This window comes from Mycobacterium sp. NPDC006124 (genome assembly GCF_040614235.1).
In the GTDB taxonomy this organism is placed as follows: domain Bacteria; phylum Actinomycetota; class Actinomycetes; order Mycobacteriales; family Mycobacteriaceae; genus Mycobacterium.
The window spans coordinates 306,373-323,812 of record NZ_JBEXUA010000007.1 but is presented as its reverse complement, the minus strand read 5'-3'; the positions used below and the strand labels follow the sequence as shown (position 1 = coordinate 323,812).

The window sequence follows — 17,440 nt, the reverse complement described above, 5'->3', positions numbered from 1 at the left end:
CGGCTCATACCGCCGTCGAACCACTCCTCGTCGGCAGTGCGACGAGATACGTTCCGGCGGAAGTGGTCTGATACACGCCGTCGAAACCGAAGTCGACCGCACGAGTTGCGGCGCCCGCCATCTGCACCGACGTGAACATGCCATCGGCGCTCACCGACGTCACCGTCGTCATGCCGTTGTCCACCGAGGTTACGAACACGCGTTGGTCATCGGAGTTGAGCGCATCCTGCGTTAGCCTGCCGGCCAACGCCAGCGACCTCGACGTGCCGTCACTGTTGACCACCGTCAGTTGCCCCTGGCCACCAGAACTGCTCGCCAGCAGTAGCGAGTCGCTGCCGGGTATCAGGATGGGGTCATTCGACGTGTCGAGGGATCCCGACAGCGTCGTGACGCTGGTGGTGAGATTCGACTGGACTGTCGTCACCTTGAACACTCCGGTGGCATCCTTGGTCAGAAGGTACACCGCTGTCTTGCCCACCAGGATGAGGTCGCCGCTGACCATCTTGCCCGGCAATGCAAGGGTCTGCACCGGCTGTGCGCCGGTGATGACGTCCAGGCCGTCGACACTTCCCTTCGCCACCGGCACGTAGACGTATCCGGTCGCGGGGTCGACCGTGAACTGGCCCTTGGGCGCTCCGCTCAACGTCGTCGCCGCCGACGCCCCATTCGGGCTGATCGTACGGAACTGGTAGGTCCCAGAAGAGTTGGTGACGAACCGTGCCACACCGGTCTCCTGGTCGACTAGGAGGTCATCGGGCAGCGTTCCCAAGGGCACCGCGACCGCGGTCGGCGTCGAAAGAGCAACGTTCAAGACGTTCACCCAGGCGCCATCTCTGGTCGTCGTCACCAAATAGGCTATCCCCGTTGAGGTTTGAACGACGGGGCTGCCCACCGGCTTGCCGGTGAGCGCCCAGGTCCTCGATCCGGTCTCCGGCGTCGTGGCCAACGTGTCGACCATCGTGATGCGATAGGCGGGTGTGTCGACGTCGGCGGCAGTGGTGAGTTGGTAGATGGTCCCCGACTCATCGTTGAAGACCGACTCGAGGGGCCTTCCGGTCCTCGCATCCATCGGGGCTCCGGTGAGCGCGTAACTCCTCGTCGCCGTCTTGGCGTCATTGTCGAGTTTGACGACGGCCACCATCGAATACACGCCACGGTCGACGGTCATGAAATACGCCGTCGATCCGGTCGAGTTCAGATGCAACGAACCGACGGCCGTTCCGGTGAACGTCTTCGACTGCAGGGTGGTCGTGGAGACCGCTCCCGTCGCCGAAGCCCGCACCCGAGACTGCACGACCTCGTTGCCCACGACCGCGACCGAGTCGACGTAGGCACCGTCGGAATCCAAGACTTGGGCGCGGTGGTCGGCGATCACACCCGGCACCGAGGCGGTGACGGTTGTGCCATCGGTGCGAACCAGGTTCAAGAAGGACGCGCCCGAAGCGGACGTCGAGATGGCGGCCAGTCGGCCATCCGAAGCCGACCCGACCGTCACCAGCGCACCCGGCAGGACGGCCGTGTAGGACGTCGCGTCGGGCCGGATCACGAGGACGGAGTACGAACCGGATTTCTCGACCGTGGTGAAGTAACCGCCGTCGACGTATTGCGTTGGGCGATCGTAAACCCCGTCCACCGCGATCGTGGTCGGTGATCCCGTCCGCGGTATGACGGTGATCGCCGCGTCGGTGGAGACGACGACGGTCCCGGTGGCGACGTCGATCAACTGCGAGTCGACCGTCGTTCCCACGATCGGCGTCGGGGTCGATCCCGTCGGTCGGATGACCGTCGTCACGAGCTTCCCGTCGGCCGTACGCGTCACGAGCACGGCGGTGGTGCCGTCGACGTCGAGATCAGCGGCAGGTTCGCCCGGCAGGTCCACCTTGCGCGGGCTGGCGCCGCCCGAAGAGAAGACGTTCACCGAGTAGGTGCCTGCCGAGTCGCGGACCACGGCGTAGCCGACGGTAGTGGTGCGATCTACCAATTCCAGGACGGGAGTGCCCACCACCACTGCACCAGGAGGCGCAACGTACACCGCCGCAACCGAACTCGGCGATACCGACGGCGTGATGACGACGGTCTGCGTGGTGGTGCCATTGGAGACCCGCACGGTGAAGACGTCGGTGTCGTCAGCCGTCGACGCCGTACCCTTCGCCGCCAGCCGCGCCACCGGGTCGGGGGTGTAGGTGAAGGATCCGTCCGCACCGAGGGTCACGGTGCCGCTCTTGGGTGGAGTTCCGAGCTGGTAGGTCACGCCCGTGGCAATCGCATTCACCTTACCGGTGGCCGCGCCGGTCCCATTGTCCTGCAACGGATTCACGATCGCGCCGGAGTTCGGGTTCATGAGCAAGACGGGTGCCTTGATCTGGTACACGCCGCGTTCGGTGCTCTGGTAGACGGCGCCGGAGGCCGGGTTGACGAGCACGGTGCCGAAGGGCGCGCCGGCCGCCGTGACCGTGGTTGTCGTCCCGTCAGGCGCACGCCGGGTCACGCTCGTCGTGCCGTCGGTCAGCCGGGTCGTGACGTAGAACGCGCCGGGCGCCGACGGATCGAGGACGACCGGACCCGTGGCGGTGCCCGGATACGTCACCTGTCCGATCCCAACGGTCGTCACGGTCGACGTGCCGTCGCCGTTGAGCGTGACTTGGTGCACGCGTCCCGTCGCGGCATCGACGACCGCCGAGCCGAGGGGAGTGCCGGCGATGGTGAATTGGCGTGGAAGCGCACTCGGGGTGGAGACGTCCACCGTCGTGGTGACGACTCCGCCGTTGGTGACCGACCCCGTCTGCACGATCATGCCGTTGGGCCCCGTCACGGCGCCTCCGACGGGCCGGCTGCTCGTGGTCAGGAGCGAAGCGCCGTCGACTCGTCGCACCACCGCACCGGTGGCGTCGCCGAATGTTTGATACACGGCATGGGTAATCGGGTCGAAGACGACACCACCCACCGCCGGGCGGTCGTCGTCGACTCCGCCCTCGACGTACCCACTCGTGCCGTACACCAGAAGGTGACCTCGGCCGTCGCCCCCGGTCACGGACTGATAGACCTTGTCGGCCACCGGGTCGTAGACGACTACGGAGTTCGACGGACGGAAGCCGGGGACGTTCACCCCGACGATGTCCACCGTGCGCACGGTGACCGGATCTTGATTCGCCGCGATGGAGGTGATGGTCGTGGTGCCCGCACCGGTCGCGGTGGCCAGATAGATACTTCCGTTGGCCACCTGCAGGCCGCCGATGGGTTCGCCCTCCACCCTGGAGATGCTTAGCAGCCCGTTGGGCTTGGTCTGGTACACCAACGTGGCATCGCCCACCTTGACGGCGACGAACGCGGTACCGGCACCGTCGGTCACCACGCTGCCCACCGGCGTGCCGCTGAGAAAGTTGGTGCTGCTGTAACCGATGGTGCTCGCGAGCACCGGCATACCGACGGCGCTGCGGACGATGAAGTAGCCAACCCCGGTGGAGGGGTCGACCACCACCGGGGACAGCGCCGTGGCATTGCCGGGCAGAGCAGCCACCAACGGCGCCTGCTGCGCGACACGATTCACCGTGATGGACACCGTGGCGGACGTGCTGAACGCAGAACCGTCGTAGGCCCGGTAGCTGAACGAATCCGGCCCGGTGTAGTTCGCATTCGGGGTGTACGTGTAGCTGACGGACGTGGCGTCGACTCGGGTGCCGCCGGTCAGCGTGCCGTGTGACGGCTGGGTGATGGTGAACGTGAGCGTGGTGCCCGCGTCGACGTCGGTGCCCGTCAACGTGATCGTGCGCGGGGTGTTTTCGGCGACGTCTGGAACCACGGCGTTGCCCGCCCCCGGCGCGTCGTTCACCGGCGTCACCGTGATCGAGACGGTGGCTACGTTGCTGGCGTCACTTCCGTCACTGGCGGTGTAGGTGAACGAATCCGAACCGTTGAAGTCCGCGTTCGGCGTGTAGACGAGCCGTTGGGTAACCGCGTCGACCCGCGTCAGAGGGCCGAGCGTGCCGTGCGCCGGTTGGGTCACGATGGTGTAGGTCAGCGTCGTCCCCGTATCGGGATCGACACCGGTCAGCGTGATCACGCGGGTCTGATCCTCGGGTCCGATCACCGATTGGTCGGCAATCGTGGGTGGGGTGTTCACCGCGAGACCGAGAACGGTCACGGGCACGGTCACCTGTGTCGAACCACCCCGGCCGTCGGTCACGGTGACGGTGAAGGAGTCCTGCTTGTCGGCGGCGGTCGCCCCCGCCGCACCCGCGGCGCGCCTGGCGGCCTCGGTCGGGGTGTAGCCGTACACGCCGTTCGCCGTGACGGTGAACGTGCCCTTGGTGGTAGTGCCCGAATTTGGCGTGTAGGTCAGCGTGTTGGCATCGGGGTCACTGACATTGAGACTGCCCGACACGACTCCCGTTGAGCCATCAGGGATTCCGCTGCTCGGCGGCCGCACGTTGACCGGTGCCGAGTTGACGTTGACCGAGACCGGTCGCAGCACCGACACGGTACCGCTGTTGGCGTTGGTGACATAGACGTCACCGGTGGTCGGGATCGCGAAATATTGTGGGCTGTCGCCGACGGCCACCTGGCCCACGACGGTATTCGTGGCAGTGTCGATCACCGTGACGGTGTCGGCAGACTGATTGGTGACGAATGCCAGCGTGCCGTCGTTGCTCAGCTTCACCGCACGCGGCCCGTCACCCACGGCGATGGTCTTCGACACGGTCTTGCCGACGACGTCGACCACCGACACGGTGTCGTCGTCGCGGTTGGTCACGTAGACGTACCGGCCGTCGCCCGTGACGTCGAGACCCTGTGGGAACCTGCCAACGGCCACCGAAGTCTGAGCGTCGGTGGCGGTGTCGATGAACGTCAAGGAGTTCGTGCCGTTGTTCGACACGACGACGAACTTGCCGTCGGCGCTGGCGACGATGTTGTTCGGGGTGCTGCCTGCAGGCAGGTCCAGGGTGCGGGTGGTCGCGGCGACGGGGTCGACCACGGTGACCTTCGAGGTGTCCCGACTGGCCACGTACAGCACGTCCTGATTCCCCGACCGGACGGCGACCAGATCGCGCGGGGTTCCGCCCACGGCGATCGACTTCTGGTCGCCCGTAACCGTGTTCACCACGACGACTCTTCCGGCACCGTCGGAGACGTAGACGTAGTCCTGGGTGGGGGAGGCGGAGGTGGTCAGGTACTCGGTGTTGGTCGCACCGGTCACCTGAATCGTCTTGACCACCGTGCCCGTCGCCGGGTCGATGGCGGTCAGGATGCCGGAGTTGCCAATCACCCAGACCCGCGCCGAGGCGTACACCGTAGTCGCCGTGTCGATTGGCGCCCGCCCGACGGCGAGAGAGTCCATCACCACGTAACGGACCGGGTCGATGGTCACGGTGACCGAGGTGGGAGTTTCGAGGCTGCCGTCCGACGCTGCGACGGTGAAGGTGGCGGTCTTGGGACCCGAGCTGAACGCCGCGAGCCGCTGCGTCAGCGTCGGGGTGTACGTGTAGGTGCCGTCGGCGGCGACCGACACCGTGCCGACAACGGGCTGCTGCGCGACGTGATAGGTCAGAGCGTTTCCGTTGGCGTCGGTGAAGTTGACCTTCCCCGTCACGATTCCACTGGCGTAGTCGGTGCTCGGCGAACTCGGGGTGCCGGCGACGGGTGCCACGTTGAGTGGGGCGATGCTCACCGTGATGGACACCGCGGTGGGGGTGACGCCTCCGTAGCCGTCGGCGGCGGTCACCGAGAAGGTGTCGGTCTTGGGTCCGCTGCCCGCGGCGGCGATGCGTGCGGCTTGGGTGGGCCGGTAGGTGAACGATCCGTCGGCGTTGACGATGACGCTGCCACGCGCCGGGGTGGTCGAGGTGAAGGTCAGTGGATCGGAGTCCGCGTCGGCGATGTTGACGTTGCCGGTGACCGACCCGTCCGCGCCGGGCAGATTTACCGTGGGCGCCGACGTCGCCGCCGGGGCGGCATTCCGAGGCGAGATGGGCACCGTGACGGTGACGGAGCGGGTGCCACCGCGCCCGTCGCTGACGGAGACGGTGAACGAGTCACTCAACGCCTCCGCCGGTGCGCCGGTGGCCGCCGCAGCGTGCCGCGCGTCGTCAGTGGGACGGTAGGTGTAGGTGCCGTTGGCGGCGACGGTGAAGGTGCCCTTGGCGGTGGTCACCGAGGTCGGCGTGTACGTCAGGGCGTCACCGTTGGCGTCGGTGACGTTGAGGTTGCCGGTCGCGATCCCGGTGGTCGCGTTGACGCTCACCGACGGTGAGCGGACACCGATCGGCGCCACGTTGACGTTGACCGACACCACCTTCAGCACGTTGATGCCGCCCGTGAAGCTCGTCAGGTACGCCTGCCCGTCCGGGGTGAACGCCACGTATTGCGGCGTGCTGCCGACGGTGATGGGCGTGCCGATCACGGTATTGGTGGCGGTGTCGATGACCGACACCGTGCCGTTGCTCAGCGTGGCGTAGGCCAGGGTGCCGTCGGGGCTGACGCTGACGCTGCGCGAGGGCGCTGCCACCACGATGGACGACACCGTGCCGGTGGTGGTGTCCAGCACCGAGATCTGGTTGGCCCCACCGTTGGCGACGTAAACGTAGCGGCCGTCGGCGCTGGTCGCTAGACCCTGAGGGCTCGAACCGATGGCTAAGGTGTGGATTTGGTTGGTGGCGGTGTCGATGATCGAGATCGAATTGGTGCCGGTGTTCGTGGCGTAGATGGTCGCCCCGTCGCGGCTGGCGGTGATGTTGTTGGGCATCGCCCCCGCGGGCAGCGTGACCACGACGTTGGCCACCGTTCCGGATGGATCGATGACCGTGACCCTCCCCGTGTCGCGGCTCGTCACGTACAACCGTTGCTGGCCGGACGGCAGCGTCACGGCGACCAAATCGCGGGGAGTGCCCGTCACGGTGTACGGAGTCTGGGTGCCGGACTCGGTGTCCACCGCCACGACCCTGCCGCCTCCACCGGAGACGTAGACATAGCGGCCGTCGCCGCTGACGGCAAGGTATTCGGTGTTGGTGGTGCCGGTGATCTGGGTGGTGCCGACCACCTGGCCCGTGGCCGGGTCGATCTTGGTGAGGAGGCCGTTGTTGCCGATCGTGTAGACCGACGTCGGCGCGGCGCCGACGTCGACGATGGTGGTCGGTGTCTTGACCACGTCGGTCACGGCGACGCGTGCGGGATCGATGGCCACGGTGACGGTCGTCGGTGTGCTCAGCGATCCGTCGGACGCCGCGATCGTGAAGGTGGCGGTCGTCGGACCGGCCGCCGTGTTGGCCAACAGGCGCTGCGCCGCCGTCGGGGTGAAGGTGAACGTGCCGTCGACGCCGACGGTGACGGTTCCGCGAACCGGTTGTTGAGAAACGCTGTATGACAGTGGGTTTCCGTTGGCGTCGGTGAAGTTGACCTTGCCGGTGACTGCGCCCGTGGCGTAATCGACGGTGGTATCGCCAGGGGTGCCGGCGACGGGTGCGATGTTCAGTGGCGCGATGGTGACGGTGACCGAGACCGGGGTGGGGGTGACGCCTCCGTAACCGTCGGCGGCGGTCACCGAGAAGGTGTCGGTCTTGGGTCCGCTCCCCGCGGCGGCGATGCGCGCGGCGTCGGTAGGGCGGTAGGTGAACGAACCGTCGCCGTTGACGACGACGCTGCCACGCGCCGGGGTGGTCGAGGTGAAGGTCAGTGGATCGGAGTCCGCGTCGGCGATGTTGACGTTGCCGGTCACCGACCCGTCCGAGCCGGGCAGGTTGACCGTGGCCGCCGACGTCGCCGCCGGAGCGGCATTCCGAGGCGAGATCGCCACGGTGACGGGGATTTCCAGTCGGCCTCCGTAACCGTCGGTGACGGTGAAGGTGGCCGTGTCCGTGGTGGCGGTGCTGCCCAATTTCGCTGCGTCGTGCCGGGCGGTATCGAAGGGCTGGTAGGTGAAGAACCCGTTGCCGTCGACGGTGAACGTGCCGCGGTTGGTGGTGAACGACGCCGGCGTGTAGACGAGCACGTCGGTCGTGACCCCGCCCGTATTGTCGGGATCGGACACGTTCAGCGAGCCGGTGACCTTTCCCGTCACCGGATCGGTGACGACGTTGGTGAGCCCGCCCGTGACCGGATCGGCGTTGCGCCCCAGCACGGGCACGGAGACCGTGGAGGTCGCCGACAGCCCGCGGCCGTCGGATGCCGTGATGGTGACGGTGTCCGACGTCGGATTGAGCACGGCCGCATGGCGCGCGGCATCCGTTGGGGTGTAGGTGAATCCGCCCGTCGCGTCCACGGTGACGGTGGCGGTCGTGTCGCCCGCTTTGATCGTGTAGGTGACGGTGTCGCCGTTGGGATCGGTGGCCTTGGACGTACCGGTGATGGTTCCGGTGACGCCGTTCTGGCCGCTGATCGCCGCTTGCTGGGTGAAGACTGGCGCCTGGTTGATCGGTGTGACGGTGAGCGACACTGGCACCGAGACGGCCCGCTGGGTCAGGAACCCGAACAGGTGGAAGCCCGCGCTGTCGTCGACGACGACGGTGAAGCCGTCGGGGCCTCCGGCCTTGGCGAAGTCGGGGTTCGGGGTGTAGGTGAACTCGCCGGTGGAGGTGACCTCGACCTTGCCGTTGGCGGGCTGTGCGGACACCCGATAGGTCAGCGGGTCGCCGTTGGCGTCGGTGGCGTTGAGGTTGCCGGTGATCACGCCGGTGGCCGACTGGCCGGTCACGGTGGGCCGCGCCGTGGGCGAGACGTTGAACAGGTAGTTGTCGATGCGTCGGTAGAACGCCACCAACAACTCGAATACCGGTCCCGGCGTGACCGGGTTGACCGGCGTTCCTACGACGGGGCTGACGAGCAGACTCACGAGTCCCACGACGATGCGTGTCGGCACGATCAGCAGCATCTCGATCGGACCCGCGGGCTGGGTGCTGATGGCCGAGGGTGCGATCAAGGCGTTGGCGGTGGCGGCGGTGCTGGTCGGATCTGCCGCACCGCCGGCCGCCGCGCGGGCGAAGGGGGCCGTCGACGATTCCGCGGCATTGGCCGAGACTTTGGCGTTCGCGACGGTGGGCGCCGGATCGTCAGACGTTGCCGTGCGTGGTGTGGTCGGGCTGGTTCGCGTCGCGGACGTGAGGTCGTCGGCAGCACCCGATGGCGAATCCGCCGTGGTGGCAGGTGGTGTGGCCGCCGCGGGCGACGTCACGCCGGTCGTCGGGGAGGAAGGGGTCTGGGTGGGGGTTGCGCTCGGAGCGGCGGCGGGGGTCGGGGTAGCGGTGGTCTGCGAGACCGTCGGAGTCTTGGTGGGAGACGCGGTCTCGCTCGGAGTGGCGGTCGGGTTCAGAGTTCCGGTGATGGTGGTGCCGCTGACCGTCGTGCCGCCAACGGTCGTCGTGACCGACGTGCTGTCCTGGGCGGTTCCGGTGCCGCCGTTGGTGGTCGTCGTGGTCGTCGCGCCCGTTGGCGAGCCGTTGTCGGCGGGACCCGTCGTGCCTGCACTGATCCCTCCCGCGCCAGTTGCCCCCTCCGGGCTGCCCGTTCCCGCGGTGGTGCCCCCGGAGGGGCCGTCGGACGGAGAGTCGGCGACGGCAATCCCGACTCCCGCCGTCGCAGCCCATCCGACGCCCAGCGCCACGGCAAGCGCCCCAACCCGACCGACGTACCTGCTATGCCCCACGCCTACTCCCAACACCACGCATGATTTCGCGAGGCAAGTATGCACACGATGTTCGCTGATGTCTATAAGAACGAAGTTGTTTCCAATCGCGTCGCAAGGTCTATGCTCGCGTTCAACTGCGCGATTGGCGCAACTGCAGAATAGTCGTGCTCGTCATATCTGCGCATTCGATAGTTTGCCTATGTGCTGACGCGATGGGTCGTCGCCACTATCCCAGCCGTCCGTTTCCGTCGTCAGCTGTTCACCAGGATGTTCACAGCTGCTTTCCCGCCATCGATAGGTTCGCTTGAGAATGCGACCGCAGCCCGGTCGTCGTCGACTCCCGAAAGGACCTTCGTTGATGGCCCTGGTGCCGTTGAATCTGTTCGTCGACCACGACGGCCGCTCCGCGCGGCAGCACGTCACCTGCCGCTACAAGTGCGGTGACGCCTGCTCCCAACCGGTGCCGAACACCAGCGCGAACGAGTACTTCGGCGACGTCGTCCGGCAGGTGTCGCGGCGAACGCTGCTGCGCAGCACCGGCGTCACCGTGCTGGCCGTCGGCGCCGGATCGGCATTGGCTGCCTGCAGCACCGACGCTCCCCCGTCGGCGAGCCCGACGCCAGAGCCCGTAAGGCCAACGGCGGGAATGAACTTCGCCTCGGTGGCACCCAACAGCGAAGACGCCGTCGTGATCCCCGACGGCTACCGCCAGTCGGTGGTCATCAGTTGGGGTGACCCCATCCTTCCCGGCGCCCCCGCGTTCGACGTGGCCAAACAGACCGCTGCCGCGCAACGCGGTCAGTTCGGCTTCAACAACGACTTCGCCGGCCTGCTGCCGTTTCCCGGCAGCGCCGACCACTTCCTGCTGGTGACCAACCACGAGTACACCACCGAGCAGTTCATGCACCCCGGTTACGACGCGGACGAGCCGACCCGCGAGCAGTTCGACATCTCGATTGCCGCCCACGGCCTATCCGTGGTCGAGGTGCGGCGCACCGCCAACGGCCTCGAACCGGTGATGGGCCGCTACAACCGTCGGATCACCGCCGACACCCCCATGACGCTGACCGGACCGGCCGCGGGCACCGACTTCGTCAAGACCGCGGCCGATCCCGACGGCCGGACCATCCTGGGGACGTTCGCCAATTGCGCAGGCGGCGTCACCCCGTGGGGCACGGTGCTCTCCGGAGAGGAGAACTTCAACGGGTACTTCGGGGCGCCGAAGGACGCGCCCGTCGGTCCGGTGCGGTCCGACCAGCTAAAGCGTTACGGCGTGAAAGTCGCTGCCACCGAACGTAAGTGGGAGACCTTCGATCCGAGATTCGACCTGGCCGCGACGCCCAACGAGGTGAACCGCTTCGGCTACGTCGTCGAGGTCAACCCGTGGGACCCGGCCTCCCGACCGGTCAAGCACTCGGCGATGGGGCGCCTCAAGCACGAGGGCGCCACCATCTACGTCACCGGCGACGGCACCGTCGTCTCCTACACCGGTGACGACGAGCGCTTCGACTACATGTACAAGTTCGTCTCCGGCAAGAAGATCGTGCCGGGCGCCTCCGCCGAGGCGATGGCGCAGAACATGGCCATCCTCGACGAGGGCACGCTCTACGTCGCCAAGCTCGCCAGCGACATCCCGGGAGACCAGATCGACGGCTCCGGCACCCTGCCCGCCAAGGGGTCCTTCAGCGGCACCGGGACCTGGCTGCCGTTGCTGCGTTCGGGCCCGAACGGTCAGGCCGAGTCGCTCGTCCCCGGCGTCAGTGCGCAGGAGGCGGCGGTGTTCACCCGCTTCGCCGCCGACAAGGCCGGGGCCACCAAGATGGACCGGCCGGAGGACTTCGAGGCCAACCCGAAGACCGGCAAGGTGTACGTCGCCCTGACCAACAACGACGAACGCGGCGCACCCGGGGAGGCCGCACCGGACGCCGCCAACCCCCGCAACGACAACAAGAGCGGGCAGATCCTCGAGATCACCGACGACCACGCGGGCACCACCTTCACCTGGGAACTGCTGCTGGTGTGCGGCGACCCGGCCGCGGCCGACACCTACTTCGCCGGCTTCGACAAGAGCCGCGTCAGCCCGATCTCGTGCCCCGACAACCTGGCCTTCGACAGCCACGGCAACCTGTGGATCTCCACCGACGGCAATGCACTCGACTCCAACGACGGGCTGTTCGCCGTCGCGCTCGACGGACCCAATCGTGGTGAGACCAAACAGTTCCTGACCGTTCCGCTCGGCGCCGAGACGTGCGGGCCCGTCGTCACCGACGACCTCGTCACCGTCTGCGTGCAGCACCCCGGTGAGAGCGACGACAACAGCCTCGAGGACCCCCTGTCCCGCTGGCCCGAGGGCGGCAACGGCACCGCCCGCCCCTCGGTGGTCGTCGTGTGGCGGGACGCCGGCGACATCGGCGTATGACGGCTCCGGGGACAACTCGACGAAGAACGGGTAAGCAGGAGCCATGACCTTCCCCACCCGCATCGGCGTCCAGCTTCAGCCCCAGCATTCGCCCAACTACGGCCACCTGCGCGACGCGGTCCGGCGCTGCGAGGACATCGGCGTCGACGTCGCCTTCAACTGGGACCACTTCTACCCGCTCTACGGCGACCCCGAGGGTGCCCACTACGAGTGTTGGACGATGCTCGGCGCGTGGGCCGAGCAGACCTCGCGCATCGAGATCGGTGCGCTGGTGACGTGCAATTCCTACCGCAACCCCGAACTGCTCGCCGACATGGCACGCACCGTCGACCACATCAGCGACGGGCGGCTGATCCTGGGCATCGGCTCGGGCTGGAAGCAGAAGGACTACGACGAATACGGTTACGAGTTCGGCACCGCCGGCAGCCGACTCGACGATCTCGCCGCCGCGATGCCGCGGATCACCTCACGGCTCGGCAAGCTCAATCCCGCACCCGTGCGCGACATTCCGATCCTCATTGGCGGCCAGGGCGAGAAGAAGACCCTGAAGCTGGTGGCGCAGTACGCCCACCTGTGGCACGGCTTCACCACCACCGAGACCTACCCCGACAAGGCGGCTGTGCTCGACCGGCACTGCGCCGACGTCGGCCGCGACCCGTCGGAGATCGAACGATCCGCAGGGGCGGAGACCGGCAAGGGCACCGACGCGATGCTCGCCGACGCCGACGCGCTCGTCGGACTCGGAGTCTCGCTGCTGACCGTCGGCGTCAACGGGCCCGACTACGACCTCGGTGCCGCCGAGGCGCTGTGTCGCTGGCGCGACAACCGCTGACCGGGGTTGCCTCACGGCGGGCTTGAGTCGGCGGAATGCGACTCGTCACGAGCAGAAGCCGTGCCGCCCGCCGCGACCCAAGTACCTTGCTAGAGGTGAAACACCACTCGGGCCATCGTCGACTCCGCGTGGCCGCACTGCTCGCCGTCGTGATCATGATCGTCGGCTTGGCGCCGCCGGCCGCCGCCGACAGCGACCAGTGCGCGCCACCGGGAGTCGAGAGCGCCAGCGCCCTGCCGACGAACCTGGCGTCGGCGGCCAAGGGCCCTGAATCCGACAAGTACACGACACCTGGCGTCGAACCACTCCCGGTCGACGTCGGCGCGCTCGGCCTGGGCACCCCCGGCACGCTGACCGTCGGCACGCTGTCGGACGCCCCGCCGAGCATCTGCATCGACTCGAAGGGCCAGTTCACCGGATTCGACAACGAGCTGCTGCGGGCGGTCGCCGACAAACTGGGTCTCAAGGTCAACTTCGTCGGCACCGACTTCTCCGGCCTGCTGGCCCAGGTGGCGGCCCGACGATTCGACGTCGGCTCGTCGTCGATCACCACGACCGACGCTCGGCGTCAGACCGTCGGCTTCACCAACGGCTACGACTTTGGCTATTTCTCGCTGGTGGTCCCACCGGGATCACCCATCAAGGGCTTCTCGCAACTCGCTGCCGGACAACGCATCGGCGTCGTCCAGGGCACCGTGCAGGAGGCCTACGTCGTCGACACCCTCGGGCTTGACCCGGTGAAGTTCCCCGACTACAACACCGTCTACGGAAGCCTCAAGACACGCCAGATCGACGCGTGGGTCGCACCGTCGCAGCAGGCCGTCGGCACGGTGCAGGCGGGTGACCCCGCGCAGATCGTCGAGAACACCTTCAGCCTGGACAATTTCGTCGCCTACGCGGTGGCCAAGGAGAACAAGCCGCTGATCGACGCGCTCAACGCCGGCCTAGACGCGGTGATCGCCGACGGCACGTGGTCCAAGCTCTACGCCAACTGGGTGCCCCGCGCGCTACCGCCCGGGTGGAAGCCCGGCTCCAAGGCGGCACCCACCCCCCAGCTGCCCGACTTCAACGCCATCGCCGCCACGCAGACACGGGCCGACAACTCCGGAGTCGCCCCCAAATCCGTTGTGTCACAGCTCAAGAACTCGTTCCTGGACTGGGATCTCTACAAGCGGGCGATCCCCGACCTGTTCAAGACGGGCCTGCCCAACACCCTGATCCTCACGATCTCCGCCAGCATCATCGGCCTCGTCCTCGGAATGGGACTCGCCGTCGCCGGCATCTCCAAGGCGCGGTGGCTGAGGTGGCCCGCGCGGGTGTACACCGACGTCTTCCGCGGCCTGCCCGAGGTCGTCATCATCCTGATCATCGGCTTGGGCGTCGGACCCATCGTGGGCGGACTCACCGGGAACAACCCCTACCCGCTCGGCATCGCCGCGCTCGGGTTGATGGCCGCGGCCTACGTCGGCGAGATCCTGCGCTCGGGCATCCAGAGCGTGGAGGCCGGGCAACTGGAAGCCTCGCGCGCACTTGGCTTCAGCTATTCGTCGTCCATGCGACTGGTCATCGTGCCCCAGGGCGTGCGGCGGGTCTTGCCCGCCCTGGTCAACCAGTTCATCTCGCTGCTGAAGGCCTCCTCGCTGGTGTACTTCCTCGGCCTGATCGCCAGCCAGCGCGAACTGTTCCAGGTGGGCCGCGACCTCAACGCCCAGACCGGGAACCTCTCGCCCCTGGTCGCAGCCGGCATCTTCTATCTCGCCCTGACGATCCCGCTGACCCACCTGGTCAACTACATCGACGCGCGCCTTCGACGCGGTAAGACCGTCGCTGACACCGAAGACCCGGCCAGTCCCGCCTCGACCCAGGAGATGGTGTGAGCGCCACCGTGAAGTTCGAACCAGTGTCGTTGGTCGCCAACGACATTCACCTGTCCTTCGGCACCAACGCCGTCCTGCGCGGCATCGACCTCGACGTGCCCGCCGGCACCACCACCGCAGTGATCGGTCCGTCCGGATCGGGCAAGTCGACGCTGCTGAGGGCGTTGAACCGGCTGCACGAACCCGACCGTGGCGACATCCTGCTCGACGGGCGCTCGGTGCTCGAGGACAACCCCGACGAGCTGCGCCAGCGCATCGGCATGGTGTTCCAGCAGTTCAACCTCTTTCCCCACCGCACGGTCCTGGACAACGTGACGCTCGCGCCACGACGGCTCAAGCGGCTCGACGCCGACGCGGCACGCGAACTCGGGCTCGCGCAGTTGGAACGAGTCGGGTTGCGGCACAAGGCCGAAGTGCGACCCGCCACGCTGTCCGGCGGGCAGCAGCAGCGCGTCGCGATCGCCCGCGCCCTGGCCATGGCACCCCAGGTGATGTTCTTCGACGAGGCGACCTCTGCACTCGACCCCGAACTGGTCAAGGGCGTCCTCGCACTGATCGCCGAGCTGGGCGAGGATGGCATGACGATGGTGGTGGTGACCCACGAGATGGGCTTCGCCCGATCGGCCGCCGACGCGGTGGTCTTCATGGATCACGGCAAGGTGGTGGAGACCGGCACGCCCGAGCAGATCTTCTCCGACGCCGGGACCGACCGCCTGCGTCAATTCCTGTCCCAGGTGCTGTAGCGACCTCTGGCACGGACCAATCGGCGCATGTCGAGCTCCTGACGGGCGCGACAGGTTAGACTAGCGAACTATGGTAGAGACCGAATCGCAGGTCACTGAGCTGGCCGGAGAGCTGCAGCAGGTGCTCTCCAAGCTCTTCTCCGTCCTGCGTCGGGGCGACTCCAACCGCAACCTGCCCGAGGGCGGTGCCGACCTCACCCTCGCGCAGCTGTCGATCCTATTGACGCTGCTCGACCTCGGGCCGATTCGCATGACCGAACTCGCCGCTCACGAACGCGTGCGTACCCCGACGACCACGGTCGCGATCCGCCGGCTGGAGAAGCTGGGTCTGGTCAAGCGCTCACGCGACCCCTCCGATCTGCGGGCCGTCCTGGTCGACGTGACGCCGCGTGGCCTGGTCCAGCATCGGGAGGCACTGGCGACGCGCCGCGCTCAGATCGCCGGGATGCTGACCCGGCTCAGCACCGAGGAACGTGAGACGCTCGCCAAAGCCCTTGCGCCGCTTGCTCGCTTGGCCGAGCAGAGCGATTAGCCAAGCCAGTCCAGCACCGCCGCGGCGGTCCACGACTGTTGCATGCTGCCCAGCGGCTCACCGGTGAACGGCTCGTAGTACTCGGCGAACGTACCGTCGCTGGCCTGTCGCAGCCCCTCCCGCCGCAGGTTCGACGAGCGCTCGGCCCAGCCCCGCCTCGCAAAGCACCAGGAGAACAGCCACGTCAGCACCGGCCAGACCGGACCCCGCCAATACTCGCGCGCCCGGAAGTCCCGCGACACGGGCGACGTCGACGGGATCAAGGCGTACTTGAGGTCCGGATGCCCACAGAAGCGCGGACCCTCGAAACGCTTGAGCAGCGTCCGCTCTCGGTCGTGGGACAGACCGCCGCACAGCAGTGGGGAGAACTGAGCCACCGTCTCGGTGCTGATCCACTTCTCGGATCGCAGGTCGTAATCCCTTGCCCCACTAGATCGTTCGTCTACCGAGTCGACGACGCCGCGACGGAATCGTTCGGCCCAACCGTACAGGTCGCGCACGTCGGAATGCGGGCGCTTGTAGTCTTCCCCGATCTCGGCGAGCACCATGCACGCCACCGACAGGATCGCCGAGACGAAGACGTCCTCGACCGCGAAGCTCATCACCGTGGGCAGCAGCAGGTCGTCGTAGTTGACCGACTTCATCTGCTCGACCAGCCAGATGTAGCGGTCGTACTCGAGGTCCGACGGACGCTGCGTCGCATCGGTGACGATGGCGTTGTCCTCGCGCTGGTACGGCGGCATCGGACCGGGAGTCACGTTGGCGTAGGCCGCATCCCACCGCGGCGAGTTGTCCATCCCCGACTCCCACCCGTGGTACACCGTCACTCGTCCACGGGAGTTGGGGTCGCGGGCCTCGGCCAGCCACCGGTGCCACCGCACCAGGTCGCTCCACCGACGGTCCAGGAAGGCTTCGGCCACCGCACGCGTGGAACGGCCCCTGGTGCGGGCGTTGTCGAGGATGCGCTGGACCGCGATCGCGTGCACCGGCGGCTGCGTGATGCCGGAGGTGAGCCGGCCCACCGGGGCATTGGCCGCCAGGGTCGACGTCGCCCACCGCGCCGGACCGGGAAAGTAGCCGTCGACTCCGTTGGCGAAGACGATGTGCGGGATCATGCCGTTGCGCCACTGCGCCGACAGGAGCGTGTCCAGTTCGACGACGGCGCGCTCGACACTCAACGGAGCCAGACCGATCGACACGAAGGCCGCGTCCCAGCTCCACATGTGGGGGTACAGCAAAGGTGCGGCGGTGGTCATCACGCCCAGGTCGTTGCCCCGCAGCAGATAGGCGGCGCGGGCCGCGAGCTGGGTGGGCGCGAAGTTCGAGTCCGGTGGCATCGGGTCAATCATGCGACGCCGACGTCGAGAGCGCAGATCGGTAGGGTTGCCGTCGTGTCCACCCAGGAGAACCCACCCGAGGGCCAG

Annotated in this window: 7 protein-coding genes; 5 read left to right on the top strand and 2 right to left on the bottom strand. The window is 67.4% G+C overall.

The annotated features are described in order from the left end of the window. Positions 1 to 4: 4 nt before the first annotated feature. Positions 5 to 9,631 carry an Ig-like domain-containing protein gene (locus ABZ195_RS17195; RefSeq protein WP_355219740.1) on the bottom strand — a complete coding sequence of 3,209 codons (9,627 nt, stop codon included), beginning with the start codon at positions 9,629 to 9,631 and terminating at the stop codon, positions 5 to 7. A gap of 340 nt (positions 9,632 to 9,971) precedes the next feature. On the opposite strand from ABZ195_RS17195, the gene ABZ195_RS17190 reads away from it, so the two are divergent. The 5 genes from ABZ195_RS17190 (at position 9,972) to ABZ195_RS17170 (ending at position 16,016) form a co-directional block, all read left to right on the top strand. Next, positions 9,972 to 12,032 (top strand): PhoX family phosphatase, encoded by a 2,061-nt coding sequence (locus ABZ195_RS17190; protein ID WP_355219738.1) that lies wholly within the window; start codon positions 9,972 to 9,974, stop codon positions 12,030 to 12,032. Between the two features lie 43 nt (positions 12,033 to 12,075). Continuing rightward, a complete protein-coding gene (locus ABZ195_RS17185; protein ID WP_355219736.1) occupies positions 12,076 to 12,864 on the top strand; it encodes an LLM class F420-dependent oxidoreductase in 789 nt (262 codons plus the stop codon). A 155-nt stretch (positions 12,865 to 13,019) separates the two neighbouring features. Then, on the top strand, positions 13,020 to 14,741 hold the full coding sequence (locus ABZ195_RS17180; RefSeq protein WP_355219821.1) for an ABC transporter substrate-binding protein/permease: 1,722 nt from the start codon (positions 13,020 to 13,022) through the stop codon (positions 14,739 to 14,741). After that, positions 14,738 to 15,484, top strand: coding sequence for an amino acid ABC transporter ATP-binding protein (locus ABZ195_RS17175; RefSeq protein ID WP_355219735.1), 747 nt, complete (start codon positions 14,738 to 14,740; stop codon positions 15,482 to 15,484). Before ABZ195_RS17180 ends, ABZ195_RS17175 begins: the two co-directional genes overlap by 4 nt. Before the next feature lie 70 nt (positions 15,485 to 15,554). Beyond that, complete coding sequence (locus ABZ195_RS17170) at positions 15,555 to 16,016, top strand: MarR family transcriptional regulator (RefSeq protein WP_355219733.1); 462 nt, start codon at positions 15,555 to 15,557, stop codon at positions 16,014 to 16,016. Here ABZ195_RS17170 and ABZ195_RS17165 read toward each other — a convergent pair. Beyond that, positions 16,013 to 17,353: a glycogen debranching protein gene (locus ABZ195_RS17165; RefSeq protein WP_355219731.1), complete on the bottom strand. Its 1,341-nt coding sequence runs from the start codon at positions 17,351 to 17,353 to the stop codon at positions 16,013 to 16,015. The genes ABZ195_RS17170 and ABZ195_RS17165 overlap by 4 nt on opposite strands. Between the last annotated feature and the right edge of the window lie 87 nt (positions 17,354 to 17,440).

What these genes read in the sequence shown, in the direction of transcription:
- ABZ195_RS17185 (WP_355219736.1), top strand. Translation starts at nt 12,076, where the DNA reads ATGACCTTCCCCACCCGCATCGGCGTCCAGCTTCAGCCCCAGCATTCG.
- ABZ195_RS17170 (WP_355219733.1), top strand. Translation starts at nt 15,555, where the DNA reads ATGGTAGAGACCGAATCGCAGGTCACTGAGCTGGCCGGAGAGCTGCAG.
- ABZ195_RS17180 (WP_355219821.1), top strand. Translation starts at nt 13,020, where the DNA reads ATGATCGTCGGCTTGGCGCCGCCGGCCGCCGCCGACAGCGACCAGTGC.
- ABZ195_RS17165 (WP_355219731.1), bottom strand. Translation starts at nt 17,353, where the DNA reads ATGCCACCGGACTCGAACTTCGCGCCCACCCAGCTCGCGGCCCGCGCC.
- ABZ195_RS17190 (WP_355219738.1), top strand. Translation starts at nt 9,972, where the DNA reads ATGGCCCTGGTGCCGTTGAATCTGTTCGTCGACCACGACGGCCGCTCC.